General features: G+C 39.3%; 27 protein-coding genes. 6 read left to right on the top strand and 21 right to left on the bottom strand.

What is annotated here, in order from left to right; translation table 11 throughout:
* Window positions 1-114: 114 nt before the first annotated feature.
* From GN157_RS16565 to GN157_RS16530, 8 genes are all read right to left on the bottom strand, one after another.
* A complete protein-coding gene (locus tag GN157_RS16565) occupies window positions 115-741 on the bottom strand; it encodes a class I SAM-dependent methyltransferase (RefSeq protein ID WP_231749155.1) in 627 nt (208 codons plus the stop codon).
* Entirely contained in the window at window positions 741-2,429 is a 1,689-nt protein-coding gene (locus GN157_RS16560; RefSeq protein ID WP_157484590.1) for an ABC transporter ATP-binding protein, read from the bottom strand. Before GN157_RS16560 ends, GN157_RS16565 begins: the two co-directional genes overlap by 1 nt.
* 51 nt (window positions 2,430-2,480) lie before the next feature.
* Window positions 2,481-3,194 carry a 3'-5' exonuclease gene (locus tag GN157_RS16555; RefSeq protein ID WP_157484589.1) on the bottom strand — a complete coding sequence of 238 codons (714 nt, stop codon included), beginning with the start codon at window positions 3,192-3,194 and terminating at the stop codon, window positions 2,481-2,483.
* 3 nt (window positions 3,195-3,197) lie between these two features.
* On the bottom strand, window positions 3,198-4,412 hold the full coding sequence (locus GN157_RS16550; RefSeq protein ID WP_157484588.1) for a serine hydrolase domain-containing protein: 1,215 nt from the start codon (window positions 4,410-4,412) through the stop codon (window positions 3,198-3,200).
* A gap of 94 nt (window positions 4,413-4,506) precedes the next feature.
* The gene (locus tag GN157_RS16545; protein WP_157484587.1) at window positions 4,507-4,983 is read right to left on the bottom strand and encodes a methylated-DNA--[protein]-cysteine S-methyltransferase; all 477 of its coding nucleotides are present in this window, start codon (window positions 4,981-4,983) and stop codon (window positions 4,507-4,509) included.
* A gap of 34 nt (window positions 4,984-5,017) precedes the next feature.
* The gene (locus tag GN157_RS16540) at window positions 5,018-5,218 is read right to left on the bottom strand and encodes a helix-turn-helix transcriptional regulator (protein WP_035131548.1); all 201 of its coding nucleotides are present in this window, start codon (window positions 5,216-5,218) and stop codon (window positions 5,018-5,020) included.
* On the bottom strand, window positions 5,208-5,684 hold the full coding sequence (locus GN157_RS16535; protein WP_157484586.1) for a hypothetical protein: 477 nt from the start codon (window positions 5,682-5,684) through the stop codon (window positions 5,208-5,210). The genes GN157_RS16540 and GN157_RS16535 overlap by 11 nt, the downstream gene beginning before the upstream one ends.
* Before the next feature lie 131 nt (window positions 5,685-5,815).
* A complete protein-coding gene (locus tag GN157_RS16530) occupies window positions 5,816-6,256 on the bottom strand; it encodes a DUF1573 domain-containing protein (protein ID WP_157484585.1) in 441 nt (146 codons plus the stop codon).
* 170 nt (window positions 6,257-6,426) lie between these two features.
* Between GN157_RS16530 and GN157_RS16525 the strand changes: the two genes are divergently transcribed.
* Both GN157_RS16525 and GN157_RS16520 read left to right on the top strand, forming a co-directional pair.
* Complete coding sequence (locus tag GN157_RS16525) at window positions 6,427-7,707, top strand: sensor histidine kinase (protein ID WP_157484584.1); 1,281 nt, start codon at window positions 6,427-6,429, stop codon at window positions 7,705-7,707.
* Entirely contained in the window at window positions 7,704-8,390 is a 687-nt protein-coding gene (locus tag GN157_RS16520) for a response regulator transcription factor (RefSeq protein ID WP_157484583.1), read from the top strand. Before GN157_RS16525 ends, GN157_RS16520 begins: the two co-directional genes overlap by 4 nt.
* Before the next feature lie 51 nt (window positions 8,391-8,441).
* On the opposite strand, the gene GN157_RS16515 is transcribed toward GN157_RS16520, so the two are convergent.
* From GN157_RS16515 to hemA, 13 genes are all read right to left on the bottom strand, one after another.
* On the bottom strand, window positions 8,442-8,852 hold the full coding sequence (locus tag GN157_RS16515; RefSeq protein ID WP_157484582.1) for a c-type cytochrome: 411 nt from the start codon (window positions 8,850-8,852) through the stop codon (window positions 8,442-8,444).
* Between the two features lie 45 nt (window positions 8,853-8,897).
* Window positions 8,898-9,875, bottom strand: a complete 978-nt coding sequence (gene hemB, locus GN157_RS16510) for a porphobilinogen synthase (protein ID WP_157484581.1) — start codon at window positions 9,873-9,875, stop codon at window positions 8,898-8,900.
* Window positions 9,876-9,887: 12 nt separating this feature from the next.
* On the bottom strand, window positions 9,888-10,841 hold the full coding sequence (locus GN157_RS16505; RefSeq protein ID WP_157484580.1) for a DUF4421 family protein: 954 nt from the start codon (window positions 10,839-10,841) through the stop codon (window positions 9,888-9,890).
* Complete coding sequence (gene hemF, locus GN157_RS16500) at window positions 10,832-11,734, bottom strand: oxygen-dependent coproporphyrinogen oxidase (protein ID WP_157484579.1); 903 nt, start codon at window positions 11,732-11,734, stop codon at window positions 10,832-10,834. The genes GN157_RS16505 and hemF overlap by 10 nt, the downstream gene beginning before the upstream one ends.
* A complete protein-coding gene (locus GN157_RS16495) occupies window positions 11,724-12,278 on the bottom strand; it encodes a GNAT family N-acetyltransferase (protein WP_157484578.1) in 555 nt (184 codons plus the stop codon). Before GN157_RS16495 ends, hemF begins: the two co-directional genes overlap by 11 nt.
* Before the next feature lie 6 nt (window positions 12,279-12,284).
* Window positions 12,285-12,653 (bottom strand): hypothetical protein, encoded by a 369-nt coding sequence (locus GN157_RS16490; protein WP_157484577.1) that lies wholly within the window; start codon window positions 12,651-12,653, stop codon window positions 12,285-12,287.
* Between the two features lie 72 nt (window positions 12,654-12,725).
* Complete coding sequence (gene hemE / locus GN157_RS16485; protein WP_035131569.1) at window positions 12,726-13,748, bottom strand: uroporphyrinogen decarboxylase; 1,023 nt, start codon at window positions 13,746-13,748, stop codon at window positions 12,726-12,728.
* Between the two features lie 55 nt (window positions 13,749-13,803).
* Window positions 13,804-14,355 carry a transposase gene (locus GN157_RS16480; RefSeq protein WP_157484576.1) on the bottom strand — a complete coding sequence of 184 codons (552 nt, stop codon included), beginning with the start codon at window positions 14,353-14,355 and terminating at the stop codon, window positions 13,804-13,806.
* Between the two features lie 19 nt (window positions 14,356-14,374).
* Window positions 14,375-15,058, bottom strand: a complete 684-nt coding sequence (locus GN157_RS16475; RefSeq protein WP_157484575.1) for a uroporphyrinogen-III synthase — start codon at window positions 15,056-15,058, stop codon at window positions 14,375-14,377.
* 12 nt (window positions 15,059-15,070) lie between these two features.
* Window positions 15,071-15,757: a potassium channel family protein gene (locus GN157_RS16470; RefSeq protein WP_157484574.1), complete on the bottom strand. Its 687-nt coding sequence runs from the start codon at window positions 15,755-15,757 to the stop codon at window positions 15,071-15,073.
* Between the two features lie 11 nt (window positions 15,758-15,768).
* On the bottom strand, window positions 15,769-17,505 hold the full coding sequence (locus GN157_RS16465) for a TrkH family potassium uptake protein (RefSeq protein ID WP_157484573.1): 1,737 nt from the start codon (window positions 17,503-17,505) through the stop codon (window positions 15,769-15,771).
* Window positions 17,506-17,508: 3 nt separating this feature from the next.
* Entirely contained in the window at window positions 17,509-18,429 is a 921-nt protein-coding gene (gene hemC, locus GN157_RS16460) for a hydroxymethylbilane synthase (RefSeq protein WP_157484572.1), read from the bottom strand.
* Window positions 18,426-19,682 (bottom strand): glutamyl-tRNA reductase, encoded by a 1,257-nt coding sequence (hemA, locus tag GN157_RS16455; protein WP_157484571.1) that lies wholly within the window; start codon window positions 19,680-19,682, stop codon window positions 18,426-18,428. The genes hemC and hemA overlap by 4 nt, the downstream gene beginning before the upstream one ends.
* Window positions 19,683-19,910: 228 nt before the next feature.
* On the opposite strand from hemA, the gene GN157_RS16450 reads away from it, so the two are divergent.
* The 4 genes from GN157_RS16450 (at window position 19,911) to GN157_RS16435 (ending at window position 23,899) form a co-directional block, all read left to right on the top strand.
* Window positions 19,911-20,783: a helix-turn-helix transcriptional regulator gene (locus GN157_RS16450; protein WP_035131588.1), complete on the top strand. Its 873-nt coding sequence runs from the start codon at window positions 19,911-19,913 to the stop codon at window positions 20,781-20,783.
* Between the two features lie 193 nt (window positions 20,784-20,976).
* Entirely contained in the window at window positions 20,977-22,008 is a 1,032-nt protein-coding gene (gene hemH, locus GN157_RS16445) for a ferrochelatase (RefSeq protein ID WP_157484570.1), read from the top strand.
* Window positions 22,008-23,348, top strand: a complete 1,341-nt coding sequence (locus GN157_RS16440; protein ID WP_157484569.1) for an MATE family efflux transporter — start codon at window positions 22,008-22,010, stop codon at window positions 23,346-23,348. The genes hemH and GN157_RS16440 overlap by 1 nt, the downstream gene beginning before the upstream one ends.
* Window positions 23,348-23,899 (top strand): CopD family protein, encoded by a 552-nt coding sequence (locus tag GN157_RS16435; protein ID WP_157484568.1) that lies wholly within the window; start codon window positions 23,348-23,350, stop codon window positions 23,897-23,899. The genes GN157_RS16440 and GN157_RS16435 overlap by 1 nt, the downstream gene beginning before the upstream one ends.
* The last annotated feature ends 7 nt before the right edge of the window (window positions 23,900-23,906 follow it).

The raw sequence follows: 23,906 nt of genomic DNA, 5'->3' as shown, positions 1-23,906 counted from the left end.
CCTCTTTGTCATTTCGACGAAAGGAGAAATCTCTGAAATTCATCAGTTGGGCTTACAGCCTCGTGTCTCGACTTCATTGCATTACGCTCGAAATGGAAAATTCAAGTAGCTTATTTACTTCTTCCTAAAGCTGCAAAAAGTAAAATTCTGTATTGTATCAAACGGGGTTTTATGATCTAGGTTAATACATTCTATAGTATCAAAATAAGATTCAAAGCGTGAAGCTAAACCTTCCTTAGAGTATTGCTTAATTTCGATACCGCTGCATTTTAAAGGTCCGTTTTCCGAGAAGGTTCCTATAACCGCAATACCATTATCGGCAATGGCTTTCACGGCATTGCTAATATAATTAGCAACATCATTATCATTGGTTAAAAAATGAAAAGCGGCACGGTCAAACCAAAAATCATATTTTTCGGCAGGAGTGAATTCGGTAATATCACTCACTATCCAGTTCACTTTACCGGCATTATCACCTAATCTTTCCTTTGCTCTTTCTAAAGAGGCTTCTGATATATCCAAAACCGTAATATTGGTATACCCCGACTCCAAAAGCGCATCGGCAAAAAAGCTGTCCCCTCCGCCTATATCAATAATCTTTGAGTTCTTAGGTAAATTAAATTTTTGTACACAACTCAAAGCCGTTTCGGGATTGGGCTGATACCAACTTACCTCGTTAAGCTGTTTTGTAGTATATATATTTTCCCAGTGTTTCTTTCTGTCAAATTCGGTAGTCATCATCAGTTTCCTTTTGGTATCGCTTCAATAAGCTTTTTAGTATATTCCTTTTCCGGATGTTCATACAGTGCATCGGCCTCATTCATTTCCTCAATCTGTCCCTTATTCATTACCAATACCTGATCGCTCATATATTTTACAACGGCAAGGTCGTGCGAAATAAAAATATAGGTAAAACCAAAGTTCTCCTTTAACTCATTAAGCAGGTTGAGTACCTGTGCCTGAACCGAAATATCCAATGCAGAAACCGATTCGTCACAAACTATAAGTTTGGGCTGTAATGCTATGGTACGGGCTATCCCCACACGCTGACGCTGCCCTCCCGAAAACTCGTGCGGATAACGGTTAAAATGTTCTTCTCCCAGTCCTACCCTGTTAAGTATTTCGATGGTTTTTTCCCTTCGTTCCGTATCGTTTTTATACAGCCTGTGCACCTTCATAGGTTCCATTATGGCTTTACCCACAGTTATCCTTGGGTTTAGGGACGAATAAGGATCCTGAAATATAATTTGTATTTCCTTACGGAGTTCCCTTATCGCAGATGTACTGAGTTTGGTAAGATCCTGTCCTTTGTATAAAATACTTCCGGCAGTGGCTTTCTCCAGTTGCAGTATGGCATTACCCAGTGTAGATTTACCACAACCCGACTCGCCCACCAATCCCAGTGCTTCACCTTCATAAATTTTAAAGCTTACATCATTCACAGCTTTAAATTTTACATCACGACCAAACAATCCGGCTGATGAAACATATTCTTTATCCACATTAATTACCTCCAGTAATGGTGGCTTGCTGTATAGCTTTTCGTGCTCTTCCTTACGCTGTTGCGGGGTCACCTCGGTTTTATCAACTGTCCCTTCAAGGTAATCCTGAATGGTAGGCAGTCTTTTAAGGCGTACATCCAGCGATGGCCTCGAGTTTATAAGCGCTTTGGTGTAGGTATGCTTCGGGTTCTCAAATATCTCTGTTGCTACTCCTTGCTCTACAATATTACCTTTGTACATTACCAGTACCCTATTGGCAATTTCAGATACAAGCGACAGGTCGTGCGAAATGAATATAATACTCATTTTAGTTTCCTGTTGCAGCTCTTTAAGTAATAGTATTATTTCTTTTTGTACGGTAACATCGAGTGCTGTTGTAGGCTCATCGGCAATAAGTATTTTGGGCTTACAGGCAATAGCCATGGCTATCATGACCCTTTGCTTTTGCCCTCCCGAAATTTCGTGCGGATAACGGTTGTATATCTTTTCGGGGTTTGGGAGTTTTACCTTTTCAAAAAGGGAAAGTACCGTTGCCTTAATTTCTTTTTTTGAGAGTGAAGTATGTTCCTTTAATATTTCCTCTACCTGATAACCGCATTTAAGCGACGGGTTAAGCGAACTCATAGGTTCCTGGAATATCATGGCAATATCATTACCTCTAACATTCCTCATCTCACGTGTGGTTAACTGCGAGATGTCTCTGCCTTCAAAAGCAATACTTCCCTGTGTTACCTGTAGTATACCTTTAGGCAGCAGTCCCATTACCGCCAGTGAAGTAACCGATTTACCACTACCCGATTCGCCCACTATACCCAGTATCTCATTTTGCTCCAGTGTAAAGGTGCTGTCGTGCACAATGGGTGTCCATTGTCCTTCTTTCCTGGCCGAGATTGTTATATGGTTTATATTTAGCAGGCTATCGCTCATGTGGTAAAATTAAAGGTTTCCTAAAAATAGGTTTGTAACAAAAGTAACCTTTTATACGTGTATTATTTCCTCTTCTATTAAAAGGTCCTCACGACGGAAACGTAGTAATATCTGTGCTACCGCTATAACGTCCTTTTCACAGTAGGTTACAATACGGTCTATATCTTTTTCTATGTAATACACCTCGCCTACCTGGCTACCGTCTATATCTCCTTTTGGCGAAGGTATACCCAGTACTTTGGTAAGCAGTTTTAATGAGGTAAAACTTTTATAATCACCAAACTTCCATAACTCCATAGTGTCCAAATGTGGTACTTCCCACGGTTTTTTACCAAAAAGGTTCAGCTTGTTAGGGATGGTAATTCCGTTTATTATCATCCTTCGGGCTATAAAGGGAAAATCAAATTCCTTGGCATTGTGCCCGCACATAATGTGTTGTGGCTGACTGAAATGATTATTAAGCAGGTTACTAAAATCCTTTAATATCTTATCTTCCTCCCCAAAAAAGGAGGTAACCCTAAAATGCCTTATGTCACCACGAAAAGTAAAGAACCCCGCCGAAAGACAAACTATCTTACCAAACTCAGCCCAAATACCGGCACGGTCATAAAACTCCTCGGGAGTATATTCATCCCTGCGCTGGTAAGCCGTTTTTTGTTCAAACAGCGATTGTGTTTCCTCGTCCAGTAAACCAAAGTGCCTTTCCTCCGGAACGGTTTCAATATCTAAAAAAAGTATATTTTCAAGGTTTATCCTCTCTATCATAAATTATTCCTCCTTTTGGGCTTCTTCCATAGTCATTTGCAGGCTGTTGCCTTTACCCTCATCCGGTTTAAGCATTCCCATCATTTTATAAGCCTCATCTACATATACATAAAAGTCGTTACTATGAGGGTCCTGCACTGTTTGTAATCCTTTAGTATGGCCTAGGCGTACAATAATCACATTATCCTGTGGCACTACAATTACAAACTGACCCAAATGCCCTCGCATGTAATACATTTTTTTGTTTAGGTACTGGTTTATCCACCAACCGTAACCGTATTGTGGTGACTGCGGGAAACGCGGTGTTACCATTTTGTTCACGTAAGCCGAATCGATAATCTGGTTACCGTTCCAGTTTCCTTCATGCAGAAACAGTTTACCAAAACGGGCAAAGTCGCGCGCATTACTGGCAAAACAGCAGTAGGCTTTTTCAATTCCGTTTGGTTCATCAAGCTGCCATAGTGCAGGGTTTTCGGCACCCATAGGTTTCCAGAATTTATCCGATACATATTCTGACAGTGTTTGCCCAGTAGCTTTGGTAAGCACCATAGCCAAAAGTTCGGTAGCACCACTTACATACACAAACTCTTTACCCGGCTCCTGGGTTACTTTAACATCAAGCACCGTTTGCGGGAGATTATCATCAAAGTAAGCACGGGTAGTTACCGAAAACGGACTACTGTACTGCTCACCCCAGTCTAAACCTGTAGCCATAGATGAAAGGTCGCCCACTGTAAGTTCTGCCGCATAACCTTCTTTATATTCAGGATAAAAATCAGATACTTTTTGGTCAACGCCTTTTATCTTCCCTTCCATAATAGCTTTAAAAAGTGCTGCCGAAACAATACTTTTTGCCATTGAGAACGAATTGGTTTTAGAATCCTTACCATAACCATCGTAATAGCTTTCATGCCAAATACTGTCGTTTTTAATAACAAGGTAAGCTACCGTTCCCAGTTTTTGGTGGGTATCTTCCAATCTTTCGGTTGCAGGAACTTTGTTATAATCAGCGTGGGTTGCCCAGGGTTGTCCTGTACCGTTTTCCACTACACGGTTATCAAAATATTCGTAGTCGTCCAAAAAGGCTGTAGTTTTACCGTTAAGGTATACTACTCTTACCGCTTTTATTAAATAGTCTACATTAAATATATATAGTAATGCTACTATGGCTGCAATGATTACAACAAGCCATATAATGAATTTTTTAAGAAATCTCATTGGGTTGGTTTTAATGACTATGGTTACGAATTTACATAATTTTTGCTACCATAGCATCAAACCGGTGTGCGGAATATGTTAAGAAAAAACCGATTTAGAAAAGGGACTGCTGCTTTACAGGGTTTTCATGCTCCAAGAGCCATTTTTTACGCCACAGTCCGCCCGCATACCCTGTAAGCGAACCATCGCTCCCTATAACACGGTGGCAGGGCACTACTATCCATAATGGGTTTTTACCATTAGCACTTGCCACGGCTCTTATAGCTTTTACATCTCCCAGTTTTATGGAAAGTTCCTGGTAGGAAGTGGTTTTCCCAAAAGGGATTTCCAGCAGGGCATTCCAAACTTTTTTCTGGAAATCAGTACCATGAGGATTAAGCTTAAAACTAAAATCATTTCGGTTACCGTTAAAATATTCCTGTAACTGTTGGACTGCATCTTGCAGTTCCTGTGGTATGGTTTCAGATTGTTTGATATCCTTATCATCCAGAACAGAAATTTTAGATACACCCTCTCCGTCCCCTTCTATAAGGGTAATACCAAGTGGCGACTGTATAAATGCCTTTTCCATGATAAGGATATTTTAAAGAGTTAAGAAAACCTACTTAATCTTCGGCTTCCAGTTCAAATATTTCGTTTACACTTATTTTAAACAACTGTGACAGCTTTAATGCCAATGCGGTTGAAGGTACATACTTACCCTTTTCCATGGCATTAATAGTTTGCCTGCTCACACCTATTTTATCGGCAAGATCCTGTTGTGTAAAATTATGTATGGCGCGTTGTACTTTTATATTATTCTTCATCTGTCCCTGCCTTGTTTAGTTTATAAATATTGTAGCGAAACAGGAGTATAAAGATAAGAAGCTGTGACAACATTGCCCCCATTAATACATCTAAAAATGGCATTCCGTAAATAAAAGTATAACAAATAAGTATGATACTGTAATTAATTATAGTAGACCACGCCAAACTGTGCAAGCGGACTGATGCCACCATTTCATCTTCATATCGTTCTTTTGAAAAAGCATAAATGATACCGGCAGGAATTACAAACAGCATTAATATTTCATCTGTAATAGAATCTTCAATTATACTGAAAAAAAATTTTTCAGATAATTCTTTTGCCCCTATAAAAGCAAACGTTTTTGATCTGAATTCAAATGTACCCCTGTCAAAAAAGAAAATAATTACTAAGAATATAAACGTCAGTAAAAAAATAATACCGCTAATTCTTTTAAGCTTGTGCGGAAACAAATAGTTCGTTTTCATATTGATTGATTTTAAGTTAGAGGCCAAATGTAAAAAACTTTTTTCATAATGTAAAATAAACTTTACACATTGAGATAAAAAAAACCATCAGTTGCCTGATGGTTTTCTTTCGAATTGCTATGAAAATCTAGTTATTGCTGAGCAACAACTTTACCTTTAATCGTAAGTACTTTTTTCACGTCAGTATCATTAGTGGTAACTGTAATAGTTTTAGTAAAGTTACCCGGATTAGCTGCATTGTACGTTGCAGTTACACTACCAGTTTCTCCCGGTTTAATAGGAGTTTTAGTATAGTTAGTAGCTGTACATCCGCAAGATGCTTTAACGTGAGTAATTAATATAGTTTGATCTGTAGTGTTTTTAAATGTAAACTCGTGAGATGCAGGATGACCTTTTTCTACCTCACCAAAGTTAAATACGTCTTCAGTCCAAGTGATTTTTGATGGCTCAGAAGTTTTGGTTTCTGTAAGGTTCGTCACTTTTTTAGCAGTCGCTGTTTGAGCATTTGCTGAGTTAGAAACAAAAAATAACGCTCCTACCACTGCAAATAATGAAAGTTTTAATGTTTTCATAATTTGAATTATTAAATTTGGTTAATACTGTTTTTCGCTTTGTAACATCACAAATATATTTACTAAAATCCACAAATTTGTTAATCAGCTTCAAACTCTTGTTAATAACATGTTAACGTGTTGTACGGTAGCGTTTTTTAAAGTAATATCGACCTGATAAAATGGGTGTTTTGAAATTCAGCAAACTAAATATAGTCGTATTTATAGGATTTATCGCCATAGGCGGAGTGCTAATCATGCAATTGCTTATGCTAAATCAGGCCTATACTTTTGAGAAAAAGGAAATTGGCGAAAAAATACACTTTGCCCTGCAGGATGTGGTAACCAAAATATACCGCGACAATAATAACGAACTGCCTGCGGCTTCCCCTATTAAAAAAGTATCGGAAGATTATTATGTAGTTAACGTGGATAATGCTTTTGAAGCACCCATACTGGAATACTACCTCAACCTGGAGTTTCAAAAGGTAAAACTTGATATGGATTACGAATATGCCATTTACAATTGTGCCTCAGACGAGATGGTATATGGAGAATATATTTCAAATAACGGAAGTTCGGTTAAAAACGAAAAGAAGTGCGAAAACTGTTTTACCAAAAAAGAAGAACTGGTATACTACTTTGCTGTACGTTTCCCCGAACTTAAAAACAGTTATATTTTGTCACTACAGCAATACTGGATATACACAGGGGTACTATTCCTGGTACTGGTTATTTATGTGTATTCGGTTTTCCTTATGCTGAAACAAAAAAAATACAGCGAGCTCCAAAAGGACTTTATCAATAATATGACCCATGAGTTTAAAACACCCTTGTCATCCATACTCATTGCGTCAAACTATGCTGTAAAACAACCGGAAATTGAAGCTAACCCGAAACTTAATAAGTATCTGGAAATTGTTATTGAGCAAAGTAACAAACTCAACCAGCATGTGGAAAAGGTACTTAACGTGGCGAAGTCTGACGGGATGCACCGCGGTATTCATAAAAAGGAATTCAACATTATGGATTCTCTTGAACTGGTTAGGGATAATGCCCTGCTTAAATACAATCATGCTACCATAAACCTTAACAGCGCTAAGGGCGATTACAATATATATGCCGATGAATTCCACTTTTATAATATTGCTTTTAATATAGTGGAGAATGCCGTAAAGTATGGTCCTAACGGAAGTACACAGGTAGATATTGACCTTGTGGAAACTGCTAAAAAACTGGAAATACGCTTTACCGATAACGGCCCGGGTATCCCTAAAACTCATTTGGATTATGTATTTGACCGATTTTACCGTGTACCGCGTGAAAACAAAGAGGAGGTTGAAGGTTTCGGTCTCGGATTATTTTATGTAAAAAAAATATGCGATCTTCATAAATGGAAAATCAGCATTATAAATAACCCCGATAAAGGTATTACCGTAACCATTGCCATACCTAAAAAGAGCATACTATGAGCAGGAAAAAAATACTCTACGTAGAAGACGATAACACTCTGGCTTTCCTCACATCAGATAATTTGGAACAGCATTATGAGGTAGTACACTTCGCTAACGGAAATGAGGCTTTTGAAGCTTTTAAAAAAAGTGCTTTCGACCTGTGTGTACTGGATATTATGTTACCGGGAATGGACGGGTTTGACCTCGCAGCAGCAATACGCGAACTGGATGTGGAAATCCCTATTATTTTCCTTTCGGCAAAAACCCTTAAAGAAGACCGCATTAAAGGGCTTAAACTGGGTGCCGACGACTATCTTGTTAAACCCTACAGTATTGAGGAACTTATTTTAAAAATTGAAGTGTTCCTGCAACGCAGCCAGAAGCATGTGGAAGTGAAAAACATAACACATACCATAGGTGCTTTTGTATTTGACCCCGAAAATTATGCCCTTACCAAAGGGAAAGAAACAATAATGCTAACCGAAAGAGAAGCAGCACTCTTAAAACTGTTTATAGAACATAAAAACACCATACTGAAACGCGAAGTGATACTGAAATCACTTTGGGGTACTGATGATTATTTTATGGGACGAAGTATGGATGTGTTTATTTCCCGATTAAGGAAAATTTTCCGTGAAGACGAAAGCATCCGTATAGAGAACATACCAAGAATAGGGTTTAAACTGGTAGCTCCCGGGTAGTATTTAGTGTTCGATAACCGGCACAGCAATTACCGAACACCAATACCTGTATTACTTTTCAATAATACTGTACATATAATCTTCCAGTGCTTTCAGCTCTTTGTCTGAGAAGTTTTTGGTAATTAAAAAGTTGGTTTTCATTACCTCATATTGTGACGGATCTACCAGTGGTTCTCCTTTTCCTTTTAGAAACTGAACCATATCTCCGTTTTTCTCTTTATATATCTGGGCTATTTGAGCTATGCTTGGCCCAATCACTTTTTTCTCTGGTTTATGACAGGAAAAACAATTCCCTTTGCCGTTAAAAATATCACGTCCTAAAGCAACAGAAGGATCTTGGGATATACCCGCAGCCTCTGCACCTTCATCAGATGATTTAGTAGTAACAATAGTTTCTTTTTTCTCTTCCTGTTTGCATGAAAACAGCGAAACAGTTAATAGCAGTAGTAGTAGTTTTTTCATGGTATAAAAATATGCCCCAACAGTTGGCGATGAGGCAATATAATATTATTTGTTTAAAAGTATAGCGGCTTCCTTGGCAAAATAAGTCGAAATAATATCGGCACCTGCACGCTTAATACAATGCAGTTGTTCCAGCATTATCCTGTCGTGATCCAGCCATCCTTTTTCGGCAGCAGCCTTAACCATAGCATACTCTCCCGAAACCTGATATACCGATACCGGAACATTAACCGAATTTTTAACCTCGCGTACAATATCAAGGTAAGCAATACCCGGTTTTACCATTACAATATCAGCACCTTCTTCCACATCATGCAATGCTTCCTTAATCGCTTCAATACGGTTAGCATAATCCATTTGGTAGGTTTTCTTATCCCCAAACCCGGGAGCAGAATCAAGCGCATCCCTAAACGGTCCGTAGAATGATGAGGCATACTTAGCACTGTAGCTCATGATACCCACATTGTGATGCCCATTTTCTTCCAGTGCCTTACGGATAGCCAAAACACGACCGTCCATCATATCACTTGGCGCAACAAAATCGGCTCCTGCATCGGCATGGCTTAAACTCATACGGGTAAGTGCATCAACAGTAGGATCGTTAAGTATTTCTCCGTTCTCTACAATACCGTCATGACCGTAAATAGAATATGGATCAAGAGCCACATCGGGCATAACTACCATACCCGGAACAGCATCTTTTATAGCTTTAATAGCCTGTTGCATCAGTCCGTCTGGATTCCAGGCTTCCTTACCGGTATTATCTTTAAGGTTATCGCTAACCTTTACATAAATATTTACTGCCTTTACCCCAAGACTCCAAAGTTCTTTTACTTCCTTAACCGTTAAATCTACAGAACGACGGAAAATACCCGGCATAGACGGTATAGGAATTTCCACATTTTGCCCTTCGGCAATGAACATAGGGAACATAAAATCGTTTGGTGTAAGAACCGTTTCCCTTACCAGCGCGCGCATGGCATCGGTTGTTCTTAATCTCCTGTTTCTGTGTATAGGGAACATGTATTTGTATATTTAAATTTTTATTTTCTCTTTTATCTCTTCTGTTTTTTCCTTCAGGAATCTTGGCGGATCAAACCTGTAACCAAAAAACACCGTGCCATAAGCAATGGTATCGTCCATATTTACAGCGGTGTCGGCATCATGGTTTGACACTAAGCCCTTGGCATAAACCCCGCCATAAAAGGTTTCAGAATTATATCCCAATGACAGTGTTAAACCTGCCTGTGTCAAAAAATCGGTATCACTAACGCTACCGTCTTTCGTATAAGTAACTCCTGCGCCTACAGACAGTCCTCCGGCAATAAGTACCTTTTTTGCCACTACCCAGTTGTAATTGTAAGCCGGAGCTAGTGCTACATCTACAAAATAGCTTTTACCTCCCAGTTGCGGTTCTTTCCTGCCGTTAAACTCGGTATAATAATAACTGAGCGACGGTGCAAAACTCCCCGTACTTTTAAGCTGCCTTTCGTTTTGAAAAGCCAGTGCCCTAAACGAATAATTATCATTAAACACATAACTGGTGCTACCACCTATTTTTATGGTTTTTAGCCCTGCCAGGTAAGCCTCCTCATAACCTTCCTCCTTCAGCGAAATGCCCTTTTGGTAATACAAATCAAAATGCTGCATCCATTTCCCTAAAAACAGGTTAAGCCCAAAGGAAGTCATCTTACTATCCCTGTTATCCTTATTTTCTGTAAAGAACTTAGGGGCAAACCCCAAACTAAATGATATAAAATCATACTGTACTGCTATGCCCAGTGTTCTTTTCTCGTTAGGCTCCACACTTATGGTCCTGCCGATGTCCTGATAATCAATAGTAAACTGATTTGAGGTTTTGAGCGTAAACAGCTGTACCGATAATTTATCGGGGAATTTTTGGATATAGGCACTGGTAATACTGTCGGCCTGTGCAAAGCAACCTGAGCCTGTTAGCAATACCATCCCTATGAATCCTTTTATACCCAATTAACCGGTTTCATTAATACTTTTATCAATTTCTCTTCCTCACTACCCTTTTCAGGATGATGGTCGTATACCCATTGTACATGTGGCGGCAAGCTCATAAGGATACTCTCCATCCTGCCATTGGTTTTAAGCCCGAAAAGCGTACCCTTGTCATGCACCAGGTTAAATTCTACATAACGGCCACGGCGTATTTCCTGCCATGTCCTGTTCTCATCTGTATATTCAGTATCTTTTCTTCTTTCAACAATAGGCACATACGCCTCAAGGAAACTGTCACCTACTTCGGTCACAAAGTCATACCAGTTTTCCATACTAAAGCTATCGGTAGCCTTACAGTGGTCAAAAAACAGTCCGCCTACACCACGTGCTTCATTGCGGTGTGCATTCCAGAAATAGTCGTCACACTGTTGCTTAAATTTAGCATAAAATTCCGGATTATGCTTATCGCAGGCTGTTTTACAGGTTTGGTGAAAGTGTTTTGCATCTTCCTCAAAAAGGTAATAAGGCGTTAAATCCTGACCACCGCCAAACCAACTGTTTACCAGGTTACCCTGTTTATCATACATTTCAAAATACCTCCAGTTGGCATGCACTGTAGGTACAAACGGATTTTTAGGGTGTATTACAAGACTAAGTCCGCAGGCAAAAAAATCAACATCGCCTACATTAAAATAAGTCTGCATTGCCTTAGGTAACGGACCGTGTACGGCAGAGATATTCACCCCTCCCTTTTCAAACACATTGCCGTTTTCTATAACACGGGTGCGACCACCACCACCTTCAGGGCGTTCCCAAAGGTCCTGCCTAAATTTTGCTTTGCCGTCTACCGCTTCCAACTTTGATGTTATGGTATCCTGTAAATCCTGTATGTATTGGTAAAATTTATCTTTCATTTGTATTGTAATGATCTGATTTTAATAGTCCGAAATAAATAATATCTTCAAACTCGCCATATCCGTTCCTAAACTCCTGTCTAAGTATACCTTCCTTTACAAAACCGTTCTTTTCGGCAATACGCTGGCTACCCTTATTTACCGGAGAGGTACATATAAAAACCTTATTCATCCCTATTTCTGTAAAACAAAAATCAACAGCATTGGCAACTGCTTTTGTTGTTATCCCTTTACCCTCATAATCCATATCTATAAAATAAGCCAGTTCACATTTACTGGTCCTTACAGAAATGTTTTTAACCACGACATAACCTATAAGCTTTGTGGTAAGCGGACTGCGCAGGTAAAAGTAATAACCTTCTTCTTTCTGTTCGGTTTCCAGTGCCTGTGTAAGGAACTGTTCGGTTTTCTCAAGGTCAGAATTGGCAAAAGCCGTAATTGGAAATGTTTTGCGTATGTGCTCTCTGTTCCTGTCCACAAGGTTAAAAAACTCCTGTGGAAGTATTTGTGCTATACGGTCTGTTCTCCAGCTTACAGTTTCCATGGCATGCTATTTTAAACGGGATATTTTGTTTGCTATATCAAAAGAAAAAACTTTGCTCCCTGATTGTATGTAACTATATAAAGATATAGCCTTTTGTTTTAGTTCGCCGTAGTTTTCCTTTTCAGAAAGCTTTGCCAGGAAGTCGGCAAAAAGCTCCATATTCTGCCAGTCTGTACCGGCCTCTGCCAAATGGTTATTAAGCGCTTCCGTAGTAATAGTTTTAAGTTTTATCAATGATAAACCTATCCCTTCAAGCTGGGCATCTGCATTATTGTCACTCCATCCGTCGGGTACAAAAACAAGGGATATCAGTTTTTTAAGCTGATTGTTTATCCTTTCGTTGTCTTCATCCCTTAAACCTAAACTAAGCGGCATAACATTGTGGTATTTCGTAATCAGTGTACAGTAGCCTGCCCTAAAGCCTGCTACTGTTCCTGAATACTACTATTAACGATATTCTTTTACTGCGTCGATAAATGCCTTGGCATGATCTACCGGAATATTTGGTAATATACCATGACCAAGGTTAACGATATAATTGTCCTTACCAAACTCATCAATCATTTGGTGTACCATTTTCTTAATGGTTGGTATAGGTGATAATAGTCGTGAAGGGTCGAAGTTACCCTGTAGTGTTATTTGTCCGCCCGATAGGTAACGTGCATTACGTGCCGAACAGGTCCAGTCTACACCAAGTGCCGAAGCTTTACTTTGTCCCATTTCATTAAGGGCAAACCAACATCCTTTACCAAACACGATAACGTGAGTTTCGGGAGCCAGGGCCTCAACAATCTGGTTAATGTATTTCCATGAGAATTCCTGATAATCTACCGGAGAAAGCATACCTCCCCAGCTGTCAAACACCTGTACGGCATTTACACCTGCTTTCACTTTTTCTTTAAGGTAAGCAATGGTAGTATCGGTTATTTTTTGAAGCAGTGCATGGGCAGCTTCCGGCTGGGAGAAACAAAATCCTTTTGCCGTATCAAAGCTTTTAGAGCCTTTACCCTCTACAGCATAACAGAAAATGGTCCACGGTGATCCCGCAAAACCTATTAACGGTACCTCATCATTAAGCATCTCTTTGGTAAGTTTAATGGCATCCATTACATAACCAAGTGACTCATGAATATCCGGTATACGCACCTGCTCCACATCCTGTGCTGTGCGTATAGGGTTTGGTAAAAACGGACCTATATTTTCTTTCATAAGCACCTCAATACCCATAGCCTGTGGTACCACAAGGATATCAGAAAATAAGATAGCTGCATCCGGCTTAACGATACGTATTGGCTGAACCGTGATTTCGGCTGCAAGTTCCGGTGTCTGGCAACGGGTAAAAAAGTCATATTTGTCCCTTAGTGCACGAAACTCAGGTAAATATCTTCCTGCCTGGCGCATCATCCATACCGGTGGCCTTTCTACTGTTTCGTTGCGTAGCGCTTTTAAAAATAAGTCGTTCTTGATCATTTTTTCTGTTTATTTTTCTCCTGCAAGGTTTTTAAAAACCTTGTAGGTTTACTTCCTATTCTAATAAATATTGTTGTTCAATAAATTCACTCCTCTCATTATGGACAAAAATAAAGTTATCTCTATCTCCAAATAATTCTAAAACGTAATCACGTTCAAGCTTAGTCTCTTTTTCAGATATAAATGCTTTATATGATGAAAACATAAAATCTTCAAAATCTAAATCAAAATGATGCTTGGGATTAAGATGAATATAAACTATGAGCCTCTTAATATAATCTTCATCCGTAACATTAATTCTTTTAAAGTGCTTTTCAAATAAGCTCCCCGTTCTTTCTGTATACTTATTAAAAGCTTTTGCATAAGCATTGAACAAATTAGAGAATGCCTGTACTACCTTTTTTTCTTCTTCATTAACATTTATTAATAAATGAAAATGATTATCCATAAGACAGTAAGCATAAACCTTTACAATATCACTCAGGTACTTATCAAATAATTTTAAAAAATACTTTTTATTATCCTCATTATTAAAAATAGCACATCCATTTATACCTCTATTATAAATATGATAAGTACAGCCTTTATATAATGCTTCTAATTTCATTTTTATACCTACAAGGTTTTTAAAACCTTGCAGGATTATCTTTATAATAATTAATACATTGTATAATCACATTTTCTACCGATGGGTGGTTTGCGACCACTATATTTTCTGTTATTCCCTGTAAAGCCTTTGCCGTGGTTGTGCCTATGCAAAAGCAAACAGTATTGCTTATTTCGTTTTCCTGAAGGAAGCTCTCAATCCCCGACGGACTGAAAAACAGTACTCCGTTCAGTTCGGCATTTATTTTATGTGGCGTTAATGCCGTTTCATACGCCTGTATTTCGGTAAGCCTTATACCCGCTCCTTTAAGAGCTAACGGCAATGTGTCCTGCCTAAGGTTTCCCGAAAAGAATACAAACTCCCTTTCCTTATACTGCTGTAGTATTATTTGGGAAAGGTCTTTGGCATAATCGGCACAAACCTCAACCCTATATCCGTGCTGTTTTACCAGTTCGGCTGTTTTGGTTCCCACACAAAAAATACTGCTCCCTTTATATTGTGTACTCCCGCCGTTAAGCAGAAAACTTTTAAATGCATTCTGACTGGTAAAAATCAGGTTATGGGGTATATCCCCCAGTTCAAACGGTTTGTTTACCGTAGTGATAAAGTCGGCTTCCAATACACTAAGCCCTGCATTAAGCAGGTACTGCCTGTGGTTTCCCTGCAGTTTTTTAGTGGATAATATACGGATACCGCCTTCCAAACCTTTACTGTTTTACCTGCGGCTGCAAAATTTGCCCACATCTTTATTAAGGCCGAATACCACAAGTATATCGCCTTCTTCTATAACCGTATTCTTGTCTACAAATCCTTCTGACTGCTGTACGAAGTTTGTAGTACCCAAAATGGTTTTTCTTACTTTTCTCCTTAATATGGTAATAACCCTGAGCGTAAACTTTTCCTGAAAGTTTAATTCTTCCAGTGTTTTCCCGGCAAATTCTGGTCCGGCTTTAAGTTCAGATATCGAATAGTTTTTATCAATATTAAAGTTATCCACTATCCCTTTAAGGTTAATTTTCTTGGCGAGCCTGTCGGCAAAATCCTGCTCTGGGTGAATAATATTTTCAATACCCATTGCATTAAGTACCGTATCGTGAATAGGAGATAACGAACGCCCAATGATTTTTGCATTGGTAAGCTTTTTAACTACCGCCGTAGCAATAATAGCTGCACCCTCGTTCTCACCAATAGCGATAACAGCAATATCGGCATCCTTTATAGGGAGTGCCTTATAGGCCTGCTCGTTAGTGGCATCCATACATATGGCATGCGAAATTTTATCCTTAACGATATTTACCTTATCCATCTTATTATCAATCCCAATAACCTCATTTCCGGTCTCTGTCAGGTTTACCGCCAGTGACATCCCGAAATTTCCCAATCCAAAGATGATAATCTTCATATTCTTTTATTTTAGTTAATTAAAATGTTCTCTTCAGGGTAGTTATAGTTTTGCGTATGCAGTCGTTTCATCATACCTATTAAAAGGTTGAGTAAACCTATCCTACCAAAGAACATTACACATATTAAAACATATTTACTACCTACACTAAGCCCTGCCGTTATACCCAGGCTAAGCCCAACGGTACTGAAGGCCGAGAACGTTTCGAACGCTATTTGTATAAGGGTAAAATCTTTCTCAAAAAACAGTATCATTAAAATACCCAAACCTATTACCATTAACGATATACATATAATGGCAAAAGCACGTTTAACCGACTGGTTGTTTATTTTTCGGCCTCTTAATTCGATGTGTTCCTTGCCTTTTGCAATAGCCACTATATTTAGTGTAGCCAGTGCAAAGGTACTGGTTTTTATACCACCACCGGTAGATCCCGGTGAGGCACCAATCCACATTAAAAAGATAACAAAAAGGATGGCTGGCATGGAAAGATCGGCAAAATCAAAAGTATTGAATCCGGCTGTTCTGGCTGTAACCGAAGTAAACGCCGCCGATGTAACTTTACCATAAAACGATTCATTTTGGAACAGGTGTCCTTTCTCTGCAAAAAAGAAAAACAGCGTACCTCCCGTTAACAGTATGGCTGTGGTAATTACCACTATTTTGGAGTTCAATGTAATAACCCTTACTGTGGTATACATTCGCCTGTTTGCTACCATACTCATTACAAATCGTTTTATGTAGCGCAAAAAGTTGAATACTATATTATAACCCAGTCCGCCCAATATAACAAGGTGCATTACAATCCACTGGAACTGGTATGCCTCCTGTAGTGCTGTATCGTTCAGTCCGCTGGAAAGCGTAGAGAATCCTGCATTACAAAAAGCCGAAATAGAATGGAACAGCGAGAAGAAAAACTTGTTCTTTATCTCGGCAACATCATTAATACTGTAGTATATAAAAAAGGCACCTACTATCTCTATACTCAGGGTAAATACCACCACTCGCATAGCCAGGCGCATTACATCATGAAGCCCTTCGCTCTCCACAAAACTACTTACATTCATCCCTTCCCTAAACGAGGAACTCTGCTTAAAAAAGTAAGCAAAGAAAGAGGTAAAGGTAAGCATCCCTATACCGCCCACCTGAATAAGAACCAGTATTACTGTTTTACCCATAAAGGTAAAATCTTTAGCCGTGTCAAGCACTACCAAACCGGTAACACACACCGCACTAATTGAGGTAAAAAAGGCATCGGTAAAGGTTATACCGTTTGTTGTGGCATTAGGCAACATTAACAAAAAAGCTCCTATAAGCCCCACAATGGCAAAACTCCCCACAAACAATATGGTGGGGTTATAGTAAATGTCGTATAACTTACGGATAAGATTAGTAAGCCTTAAAAAGAAGTAAAGTATAAGGCCGGTATCGAGTATAAAGTTTACATCGTTAAGCCGACCGTACTCGTCGCCGGTTATAAAAGCTATAGATGCCAGTATAAAGGTAACTACAAGTACCAGCATATTAGCCTTAAACATTTTACGCCTGCCCGGTTTGTAGGCATGCTTAATTCTTAACATATTAAAACCTATAAGGAGCAGTACCAAAAAGGTTAAATAAAGTGTTTTATGATTAAGCCAGTCTGTTATGATATTCTCATAGCCAAAATCAAAAATCAGGAAGACTATTAAAAGGATGTCAATAAAACCGTATATTTTTGATAATGTATATGACAGGTTTCTAGCCATTGCCTATTTTTTAAGTTTTTCGCGTATCTCCGCCATTAATTCCGTTCCGCCATTCGCAAGCACTTCTTCAGCACAGTCATTACCAAAGTTACTAAAGTCTCCCGAGACCGCCATAGCTTTCTCAACGTGTATTTTCTGCTTCCCGTCTATAGAGAGCAGCACACCTTCAAAGCGAATCTCGTTATCTTCAATAGTAGCCAGCGCACCAATAGGAGCTGTACAGCCCCCTTCCAGTTTCCTTAAAAACTGACGCTCTATATGCGTAGCCACTTCGGTTTTATTATCGTTTAGTTTTGCCAGTGCTTCCCTTGTGTAGGTATCTTCCTCCATGGCTACAACAAGCATGGCGCCCTGTGCAGGGGCAGGTATCATCCAGTCTAAAACCAGGTGGTTTTCAGGAAGCAGGTTTATACGCTCCAGTCCGGCGCTTGCAAATACAGCACCATTCCAGTCGTTTTCACTAAGTTTTCTAAGTCTGGTATTCACGTTACCACGCAGGTCGGTCACCTTGTGGTTAGGGTGTCTGTTAAGCCATTGTGCCTGCCTGCGAAGGCTTCCCGTAGCAATAGTACCCGCATCGTGTAAAAAATCAAGGTTTCCTTTGTGTACCAGTATATCACGCACATTAGCACGCTCTAATACCGCAGCCTGTACTATACCTTTTGGCAAGGCTGTAGGTACATCTTTCATGGAGTGTACGGCAATATCCACCTGTCCTTTTATCATAGCGACATCAAGGGTTTTGGTAAATATACCTGTTATCCCAAACTCGTAAAGGGGAATATCTAAAACAACGTCGCCGTCTGATTTTACTGCTACAATCTCGGTAGCATATCCTAAATCATTCAGCTTCTTTTCTACAGTATGAGCCTGCCAAAGGGCAAGCTCACTATCTCTTGTGCCTATTCTGATGGCTTTGTTCATTTCGAAGTATTTTCAATCTTAAAGACTTTCTCTATCCACTCAATGCTCTCATCTACCATGGTATCGTTGTCTTTTAAGTGATTCGCAAAATGTGTTGTAATTTTATGAATTAATCGCTTGCTGATTATCTCAGCCTGTTCCTCATCAAAATTACTTATTTTTTTGCGTTGAAAGCTAAGTTCGGTCTCTTTTATTGAGTTAAGCTTTTCTTTAAGGGCATGAATGGTAGGGGCAAACTTCCTGGCATTCATCCAACTAATGAAGTCATCTTTAATTTCCTCAATGATCATTTCGGCAGCAGGAATGTGTCTTTTCCTGTTCTCCAGCGTGTCATCGGTAATTTTAGAAAGGTCGTCAAGGTGAACAACAGTAACATTGTCCAGATCCCTTACATTATCATGAACATTTTTTGGTATGGATAAATCCAGTATTAAAAGCGGTTTGTTTAATACCAGCATATCTTTATCTATGGTTGGCACAGGTGCTCCTGTAGCCACAACAAGTACATCGGCCTTTGGCACTTCCAGCGGAAGCACATCATAGTCCTTCACCACAAGGTTAAACTTACCGGCAACCTTTTCTGCCTTTTCCTTGGTCCTGTTAATTAAAACAATGTGTTCGTTTTTGGTATGCTTAACAAGATTCTCACAGGTATTACGGCCTATTTTCCCGGTACCGAAAAGCAGTATATTTTTATTGGAAACATCCTGCACATTATGCATTATGTACTGAACCGATGCAAAAGAAACCGAAGTGGCTCCCGAGCTAAGTTCTGTTTCATTCTTTATTTTCTTACTTGCCTGTATAACACTGTTTACCAGCCTTTCCATAAAGGCATTGGCAAGTCCTTTTGATTTAGATTCCACAAAGCCGCTTTTAAGCTGACTTATAATTTCAAAGTCTCCCAGTATCTGGCTATCCAGCCCGGTACCTACCCTAAAAATATGTTTAATGGCTTCTTTGCCTTTATAAACAAAAGCCACCTGCTGGAATTCCTCTACAGAACCCTGACTGTTATCGCAAAGTAATTTGATTAACTGGAACGGGTGTTGTGCAAACCCGTATATCTCTGTCCTGTTACAGGTAGATATTACAACAAGGCTGCTTACCCCTTCATTTTTAGCCTGCTCAAGCACATCTGTCTTTGCTTCATTGCCCAGGCTAAACTTACCCCTAATCTCGGCATCTGCCTTTTTGTAGCTCAATCCTATTGCATAAAAGTATAGGTGCCTCGATAAGTTATTATTCTCCATAGTACTCACTTTCCTAAAAGTATCACAAAATTATCATTAAGGCTTATTAAAAAATAACGCTCAAAGTTCTTTTTGTATCGCTGTGGGATATTTTAGATCAAAATGCATTTTTAATCCTTAAATACCCTAAATTTGCAATGAAATCAATGTTTTGCGAAAAAATAATTTAGACCAATTCTAAATAAAAGGATTTTATATTTTAAAAAATCCCGCTAAAAAAATATCGCTATGGGTTCTCACGAGGAAATTAAAATTGAAGATGATTTTTTTGTACTGCGTTTCCAAAACGACAGTGACGAAACCTCTCATTTTGAAAGGGATGTAAATACCGATTTAATTCAGTTTCACTTTGGGCTAAAAGGCAGAGCTAAGTTTATATTCAACCAGGGGCGTTATGCTTTAGACCTAAGGGAAGAGGTATCGCTCTTTCTGTACAATCCGCAAAAGGAACTGCCGGTACACCTTGAAATAGCACCACATTCGTGGGTAATTTCAGTACTTATCTCCATCAAAAAGTTTCACAGTTTTTTCTCAGAGGAAGCTGATTATATTCCGTTCCTTAGTTCAGAGAATATTGACAAGAAATACTATAAGGACGATAAGATTAATCCGTCTATGGCCATTGCGCTAAACCAGCTGTTTAACTTTAACCTCCACCAGTCCATAAGGAAACTGTACTTTAAAGGAAAGGTATACGAGCTGCTTAGCCTGTATTTTAACCGTAATGAAGATGCCAATACAGAGCAGTGTCCGTTTTTGGTAGACGAGGACAACGTAATAAAAATAAGGAAAGCCAAAGATATTGTTATTGCCAACATGGCCGAACCACCAGGGCTACAGGAACTGGCAGACCAGGTAGGCATTAACCTGAAAAAGCTTAAAATGGGCTTTAAGCAAATTTATGGCGACAGTGTGTACAGCTTTTTGTTTGACTATAAAATGGAGTATGCCCGCAAGCTGTTGGATAGCGGAACTTATAATGTAAACGAAGTAGGTTTGCGAATAGGCTACAGTACTGCCAGCCATTTTATCGCTGCTTTTAAAAAGAAGTTTGGCACTACCCCTAAAAAATACCTGATGTCTATAAACCCTAATGCCTAATTTCTTTTTATAACCGAATAGAAGCTAATTATTAGAAGAAAGTATCTGATTTTGATGTTTTTGATAAAATTGCAGCAAATCTGAAAATCATAAACATTCAACATTCGTTAAAAATAAATTTTTTGATATTCCGAGCATGGTTTTTGATGACCTTTGCCGGACAAACACTAAAAACAACAACAGTAAGATAAACATGAAAGGTGTATTGTTAGTTAACCTTGGATCTCCGGACAGTCCGGAACCAAAAGACGTAAAGCCATATCTGGACGAGTTCCTTATGGACAAGTATGTTATAGATGTTCCTTTTTTACTAAGGGCGCTTTTAGTTAGAGGTATCATTTTAAGGAAGAGACCGGAAGACTCGGCAGAAGCCTACAAAAAAATATGGTGGGACGAAGGGTCTCCGCTTATCGTACTTTCTGAAAGGATGCACAAAAAAGTGGTACAAAAAACCGAACTTCCTGTAGCACTGGCTATGCGTTATGGTAAACCATCTATAGAAACCGGATTACAGCAACTGGCAGACCAGGGTGTAACCGAGGTATTGCTTTTCCCGCTTTACCCGCAATATGCCATGGCTTCTACCCTTACTATTTTAGTGTTGGCAGAAGAAATTCGCAAAAAGAAATTCCCGCAAATGACATTTACCGATGTCCCTGCGTTTTATAATAAGCCCGACTATATTAAAGTACTGGCAAACTCCATTAAAGGCTCACTGGAAGGTTTTGATTATGACCACCTGCTGTTCTCTTACCACGGTATACCGGAACGACACATAAGAAAAACCGATGTGACCAAATCACATTGTAAAATAAACGATACCTGTTGTACAACACCATCGGCAGCACATAAATTCTGCTACCGCCACCAGTGTTATGAAACAACCAGACTGGTTGTAGAGCAACTGGGCATCCCTGAAGATAAATATTCGCTTACTTTCCAGTCAAGGCTGGCGGGCGACAAATGGCTTGAACCTTATACCGACATCGAAATAAACAACATGCCGGCAAAAGGAATTAAAAACCTTGCCGTAGTTACCCCTGCTTTTGTGGCAGACTGCCTTGAAACACTGGAAGAAATTGCTATGCGTGCCAACGAAGATTTTAAAGAGCACGGAGGTGAAAACTTCCATGCTATTCCTTGCCTTAATGATAATAATGAATGGGTTGATGTGGTGGCAAACTGGATAAACGAGTGGGCTAACGCAGAAAAACCTGTGGTATAATGTCTATAACCTATACGGATTTAGCCAATAAGGACATTAAGCAACTGCTTTTCAAGCAGTCGGTTCCTGCTTCCATAGGCATCCTGTTCATGACAGTTAATGTCCTTATTGACACCATATTCGTAGGCCGTTGGATAGGTGCACTGGCCATAGCAGCCCTCTCGGTTGTTATGCCCATTACCTTTTTCATATCCTCTATGGGTATGGCCATCGGTATAGGAGGTAGCTCTGTACTCTCCCGTGCATTGGGGAAGGGCAACCGCGAAAAAGCCCTTAATACCTTTGCCCATCAAATCATGATGACCTTCGGGATTGCATCGTTATTTGTAATCATAGGATTCTTTTTTAGTGAAGAGGTCCTTTTTGCCTTTGGTGCTAACGGAGATATTATGGCTCCGGCTAAAGAATTCTTTTTACCCATACTTTTTGCCGTACCTTTTCAGGCATTTTGTATGACGGGTAACAACGTTATACGTTCCGAAGACAAATCCCGTCACGCCATGGTGGCTATGATCATTTCGGCAGTTTCAAACATTATACTCGATATTGTATTCATAAAGGTATTAAACCTTGGTGTGTTTGGTGCTGCACTGGCAACCGCATTCTCTTTCTTTCTTTGCTTTTTGTACATCCTTTGGTTCTTTATTTACAAAAGCGAACTGAAACTGGAACTAAAGCATTTTACTTTCCATAAGGAACTGGCGCGCGAAATACTATCGTTAAGCTTTGTAACTTTTGCCAGGCAGGGTGTAATAAGTATACTGGCAATTATTCTTAACCATACCTTATATGCCGAAGGCGGCGAACATGCCGTTGCCGTATATGGTATAATAAGCCGTATGCTTATGTTTGCTCTTTTCCCGGTACTGGGAATTACACAGGGTTTTATGCCTATTGCCGGATATAACTATGGCGCCGAAAACTACAGCCGGGTTAGGGAAACCATTTTTACCTCTATAAAATATGCCGCGCTTTTTGCCGTAATTGTTTTTATAGTAGTCCTAACCTTTGCCAAACCTATAGTATCGGTATTCACTACCGATGCCATTGTAATAGCCGATACCCCGGGTGCTTTGCGCTGGGTATTTGCAGCATCACCTATTATAGCTGTACAACTTATTGGGGCAGCTTATTTTCAGGCTGCCGGTAAGGCTACAAAAGCGCTATTACTAACGCTTTCCAAGCAGGGTTTTTTCTTAATTCCGCTGGTGCTTATTTTACCACAGTTTTTTGGTATTTTTGGTGTGTGGGTTTCATTCCCCATTGCAGACGTGCTCTCTACCATAGTAACAGGGCTGTTTTTAAGGCAGGAAATGACACACCATCTTAAAAAAGAATAATGGAATATAACTACATAAAATCACTGCACCTCATTTTTGTAATTACCTGGTTTGCCGGGCTTTTTTACATAGTGAGGTTATTTGTATACCACCTGGAGGCTAACGATAAACCTTCGCCCGAAAAGGAAATACTTATCAAACAATACAAAATTATGGCTTACAGGTTGTGGTATATTATCACCTGGCCATCGGCAGTACTGGCAAGTATTTTTGCTTACTGGATGCTGTTTTTTACCCCTACGGGTAACGCTTGGCTGTCACAACCCTGGATGCATGTAAAGCTGGGGTTTGTATTCCTGTTATACCTGTACCATTTAAAATGCCACTCTATTTTCAAACAATTGCAGCGTGATGAGATAAAACATACCTCAAACTTTATGCGTATTTGGAACGAAGGGGCTACCATAATTTTATTTGCCGTTGTTTTTTTAGTAATTTTAAAAAACGCCGTAAACTGGATTTATGGCGTGGTAGGTATTTTACTATTCTCCATACTAATAATGCTTGGTTTTAAGTTTTATAAAAGGATTAGGGAGAAAAACAACTCGTAATGCGTTA

It is taken from the genome of Flavobacterium rakeshii, from assembly GCF_009741375.1.
In the GTDB taxonomy this organism is placed as follows: domain Bacteria; phylum Bacteroidota; class Bacteroidia; order Flavobacteriales; family Flavobacteriaceae; genus Flavobacterium; species Flavobacterium rakeshii.
Note: the sequence above shows the minus strand (reverse complement) of the source record. Positions and strands in the feature narration are given on the sequence as shown.

Excerpts from the sequence above, each read along its gene's own strand:
- GN157_RS16550 (WP_157484588.1), bottom strand. The coding sequence starts at position 4,412 with ATGAGATTTCTTAAAAAATTCATTATATGGCTTGTTGTAATCATTGCA.
- GN157_RS16520 (WP_157484583.1), top strand. The coding sequence starts at position 7,704 with ATGAGCAGGAAAAAAATACTCTACGTAGAAGACGATAACACTCTGGCT.
- GN157_RS16530 (WP_157484585.1), bottom strand. The coding sequence starts at position 6,256 with ATGAAAACATTAAAACTTTCATTATTTGCAGTGGTAGGAGCGTTATTT.
- GN157_RS16450 (WP_035131588.1), top strand. The coding sequence starts at position 19,911 with ATGGGTTCTCACGAGGAAATTAAAATTGAAGATGATTTTTTTGTACTG.
- hemB (WP_157484581.1), bottom strand. The coding sequence starts at position 9,875 with ATGTTCCCTATACACAGAAACAGGAGATTAAGAACAACCGATGCCATG.
- GN157_RS16480 (WP_157484576.1), bottom strand. The coding sequence starts at position 14,355 with ATGAAATTAGAAGCATTATATAAAGGCTGTACTTATCATATTTATAAT.
- GN157_RS16435 (WP_157484568.1), top strand. The coding sequence starts at position 23,348 with ATGGAATATAACTACATAAAATCACTGCACCTCATTTTTGTAATTACC.
- GN157_RS16555 (WP_157484589.1), bottom strand. The coding sequence starts at position 3,194 with ATGATAGAGAGGATAAACCTTGAAAATATACTTTTTTTAGATATTGAA.
- hemE (WP_035131569.1), bottom strand. The coding sequence starts at position 13,748 with ATGATCAAGAACGACTTATTTTTAAAAGCGCTACGCAACGAAACAGTA.
- GN157_RS16565 (WP_231749155.1), bottom strand. The coding sequence starts at position 741 with ATGATGACTACCGAATTTGACAGAAAGAAACACTGGGAAAATATATAT.
- GN157_RS16495 (WP_157484578.1), bottom strand. The coding sequence starts at position 12,278 with ATGGAAACTGTAAGCTGGAGAACAGACCGTATAGCACAAATACTTCCA.
- GN157_RS16490 (WP_157484577.1), bottom strand. The coding sequence starts at position 12,653 with ATGCCGCTTAGTTTAGGTTTAAGGGATGAAGACAACGAAAGGATAAAC.
- GN157_RS16470 (WP_157484574.1), bottom strand. The coding sequence starts at position 15,757 with ATGAAGATTATCATCTTTGGATTGGGAAATTTCGGGATGTCACTGGCG.
- GN157_RS16545 (WP_157484587.1), bottom strand. The coding sequence starts at position 4,983 with ATGGAAAAGGCATTTATACAGTCGCCACTTGGTATTACCCTTATAGAA.
- hemH (WP_157484570.1), top strand. The coding sequence starts at position 20,977 with ATGAAAGGTGTATTGTTAGTTAACCTTGGATCTCCGGACAGTCCGGAA.
- hemA (WP_157484571.1), bottom strand. The coding sequence starts at position 19,682 with ATGGAGAATAATAACTTATCGAGGCACCTATACTTTTATGCAATAGGA.
- hemF (WP_157484579.1), bottom strand. The coding sequence starts at position 11,734 with ATGAAAGATAAATTTTACCAATACATACAGGATTTACAGGATACCATA.
- GN157_RS16540 (WP_035131548.1), bottom strand. The coding sequence starts at position 5,218 with ATGAAGAATAATATAAAAGTACAACGCGCCATACATAATTTTACACAA.
- hemC (WP_157484572.1), bottom strand. The coding sequence starts at position 18,429 with ATGAACAAAGCCATCAGAATAGGCACAAGAGATAGTGAGCTTGCCCTT.
- GN157_RS16515 (WP_157484582.1), bottom strand. The coding sequence starts at position 8,852 with ATGAAAAAACTACTACTACTGCTATTAACTGTTTCGCTGTTTTCATGC.
- GN157_RS16560 (WP_157484590.1), bottom strand. The coding sequence starts at position 2,429 with ATGAGCGATAGCCTGCTAAATATAAACCATATAACAATCTCGGCCAGG.
- GN157_RS16535 (WP_157484586.1), bottom strand. The coding sequence starts at position 5,684 with ATGAAAACGAACTATTTGTTTCCGCACAAGCTTAAAAGAATTAGCGGT.
- GN157_RS16465 (WP_157484573.1), bottom strand. The coding sequence starts at position 17,505 with ATGGCTAGAAACCTGTCATATACATTATCAAAAATATACGGTTTTATT.
- GN157_RS16440 (WP_157484569.1), top strand. The coding sequence starts at position 22,008 with ATGTCTATAACCTATACGGATTTAGCCAATAAGGACATTAAGCAACTG.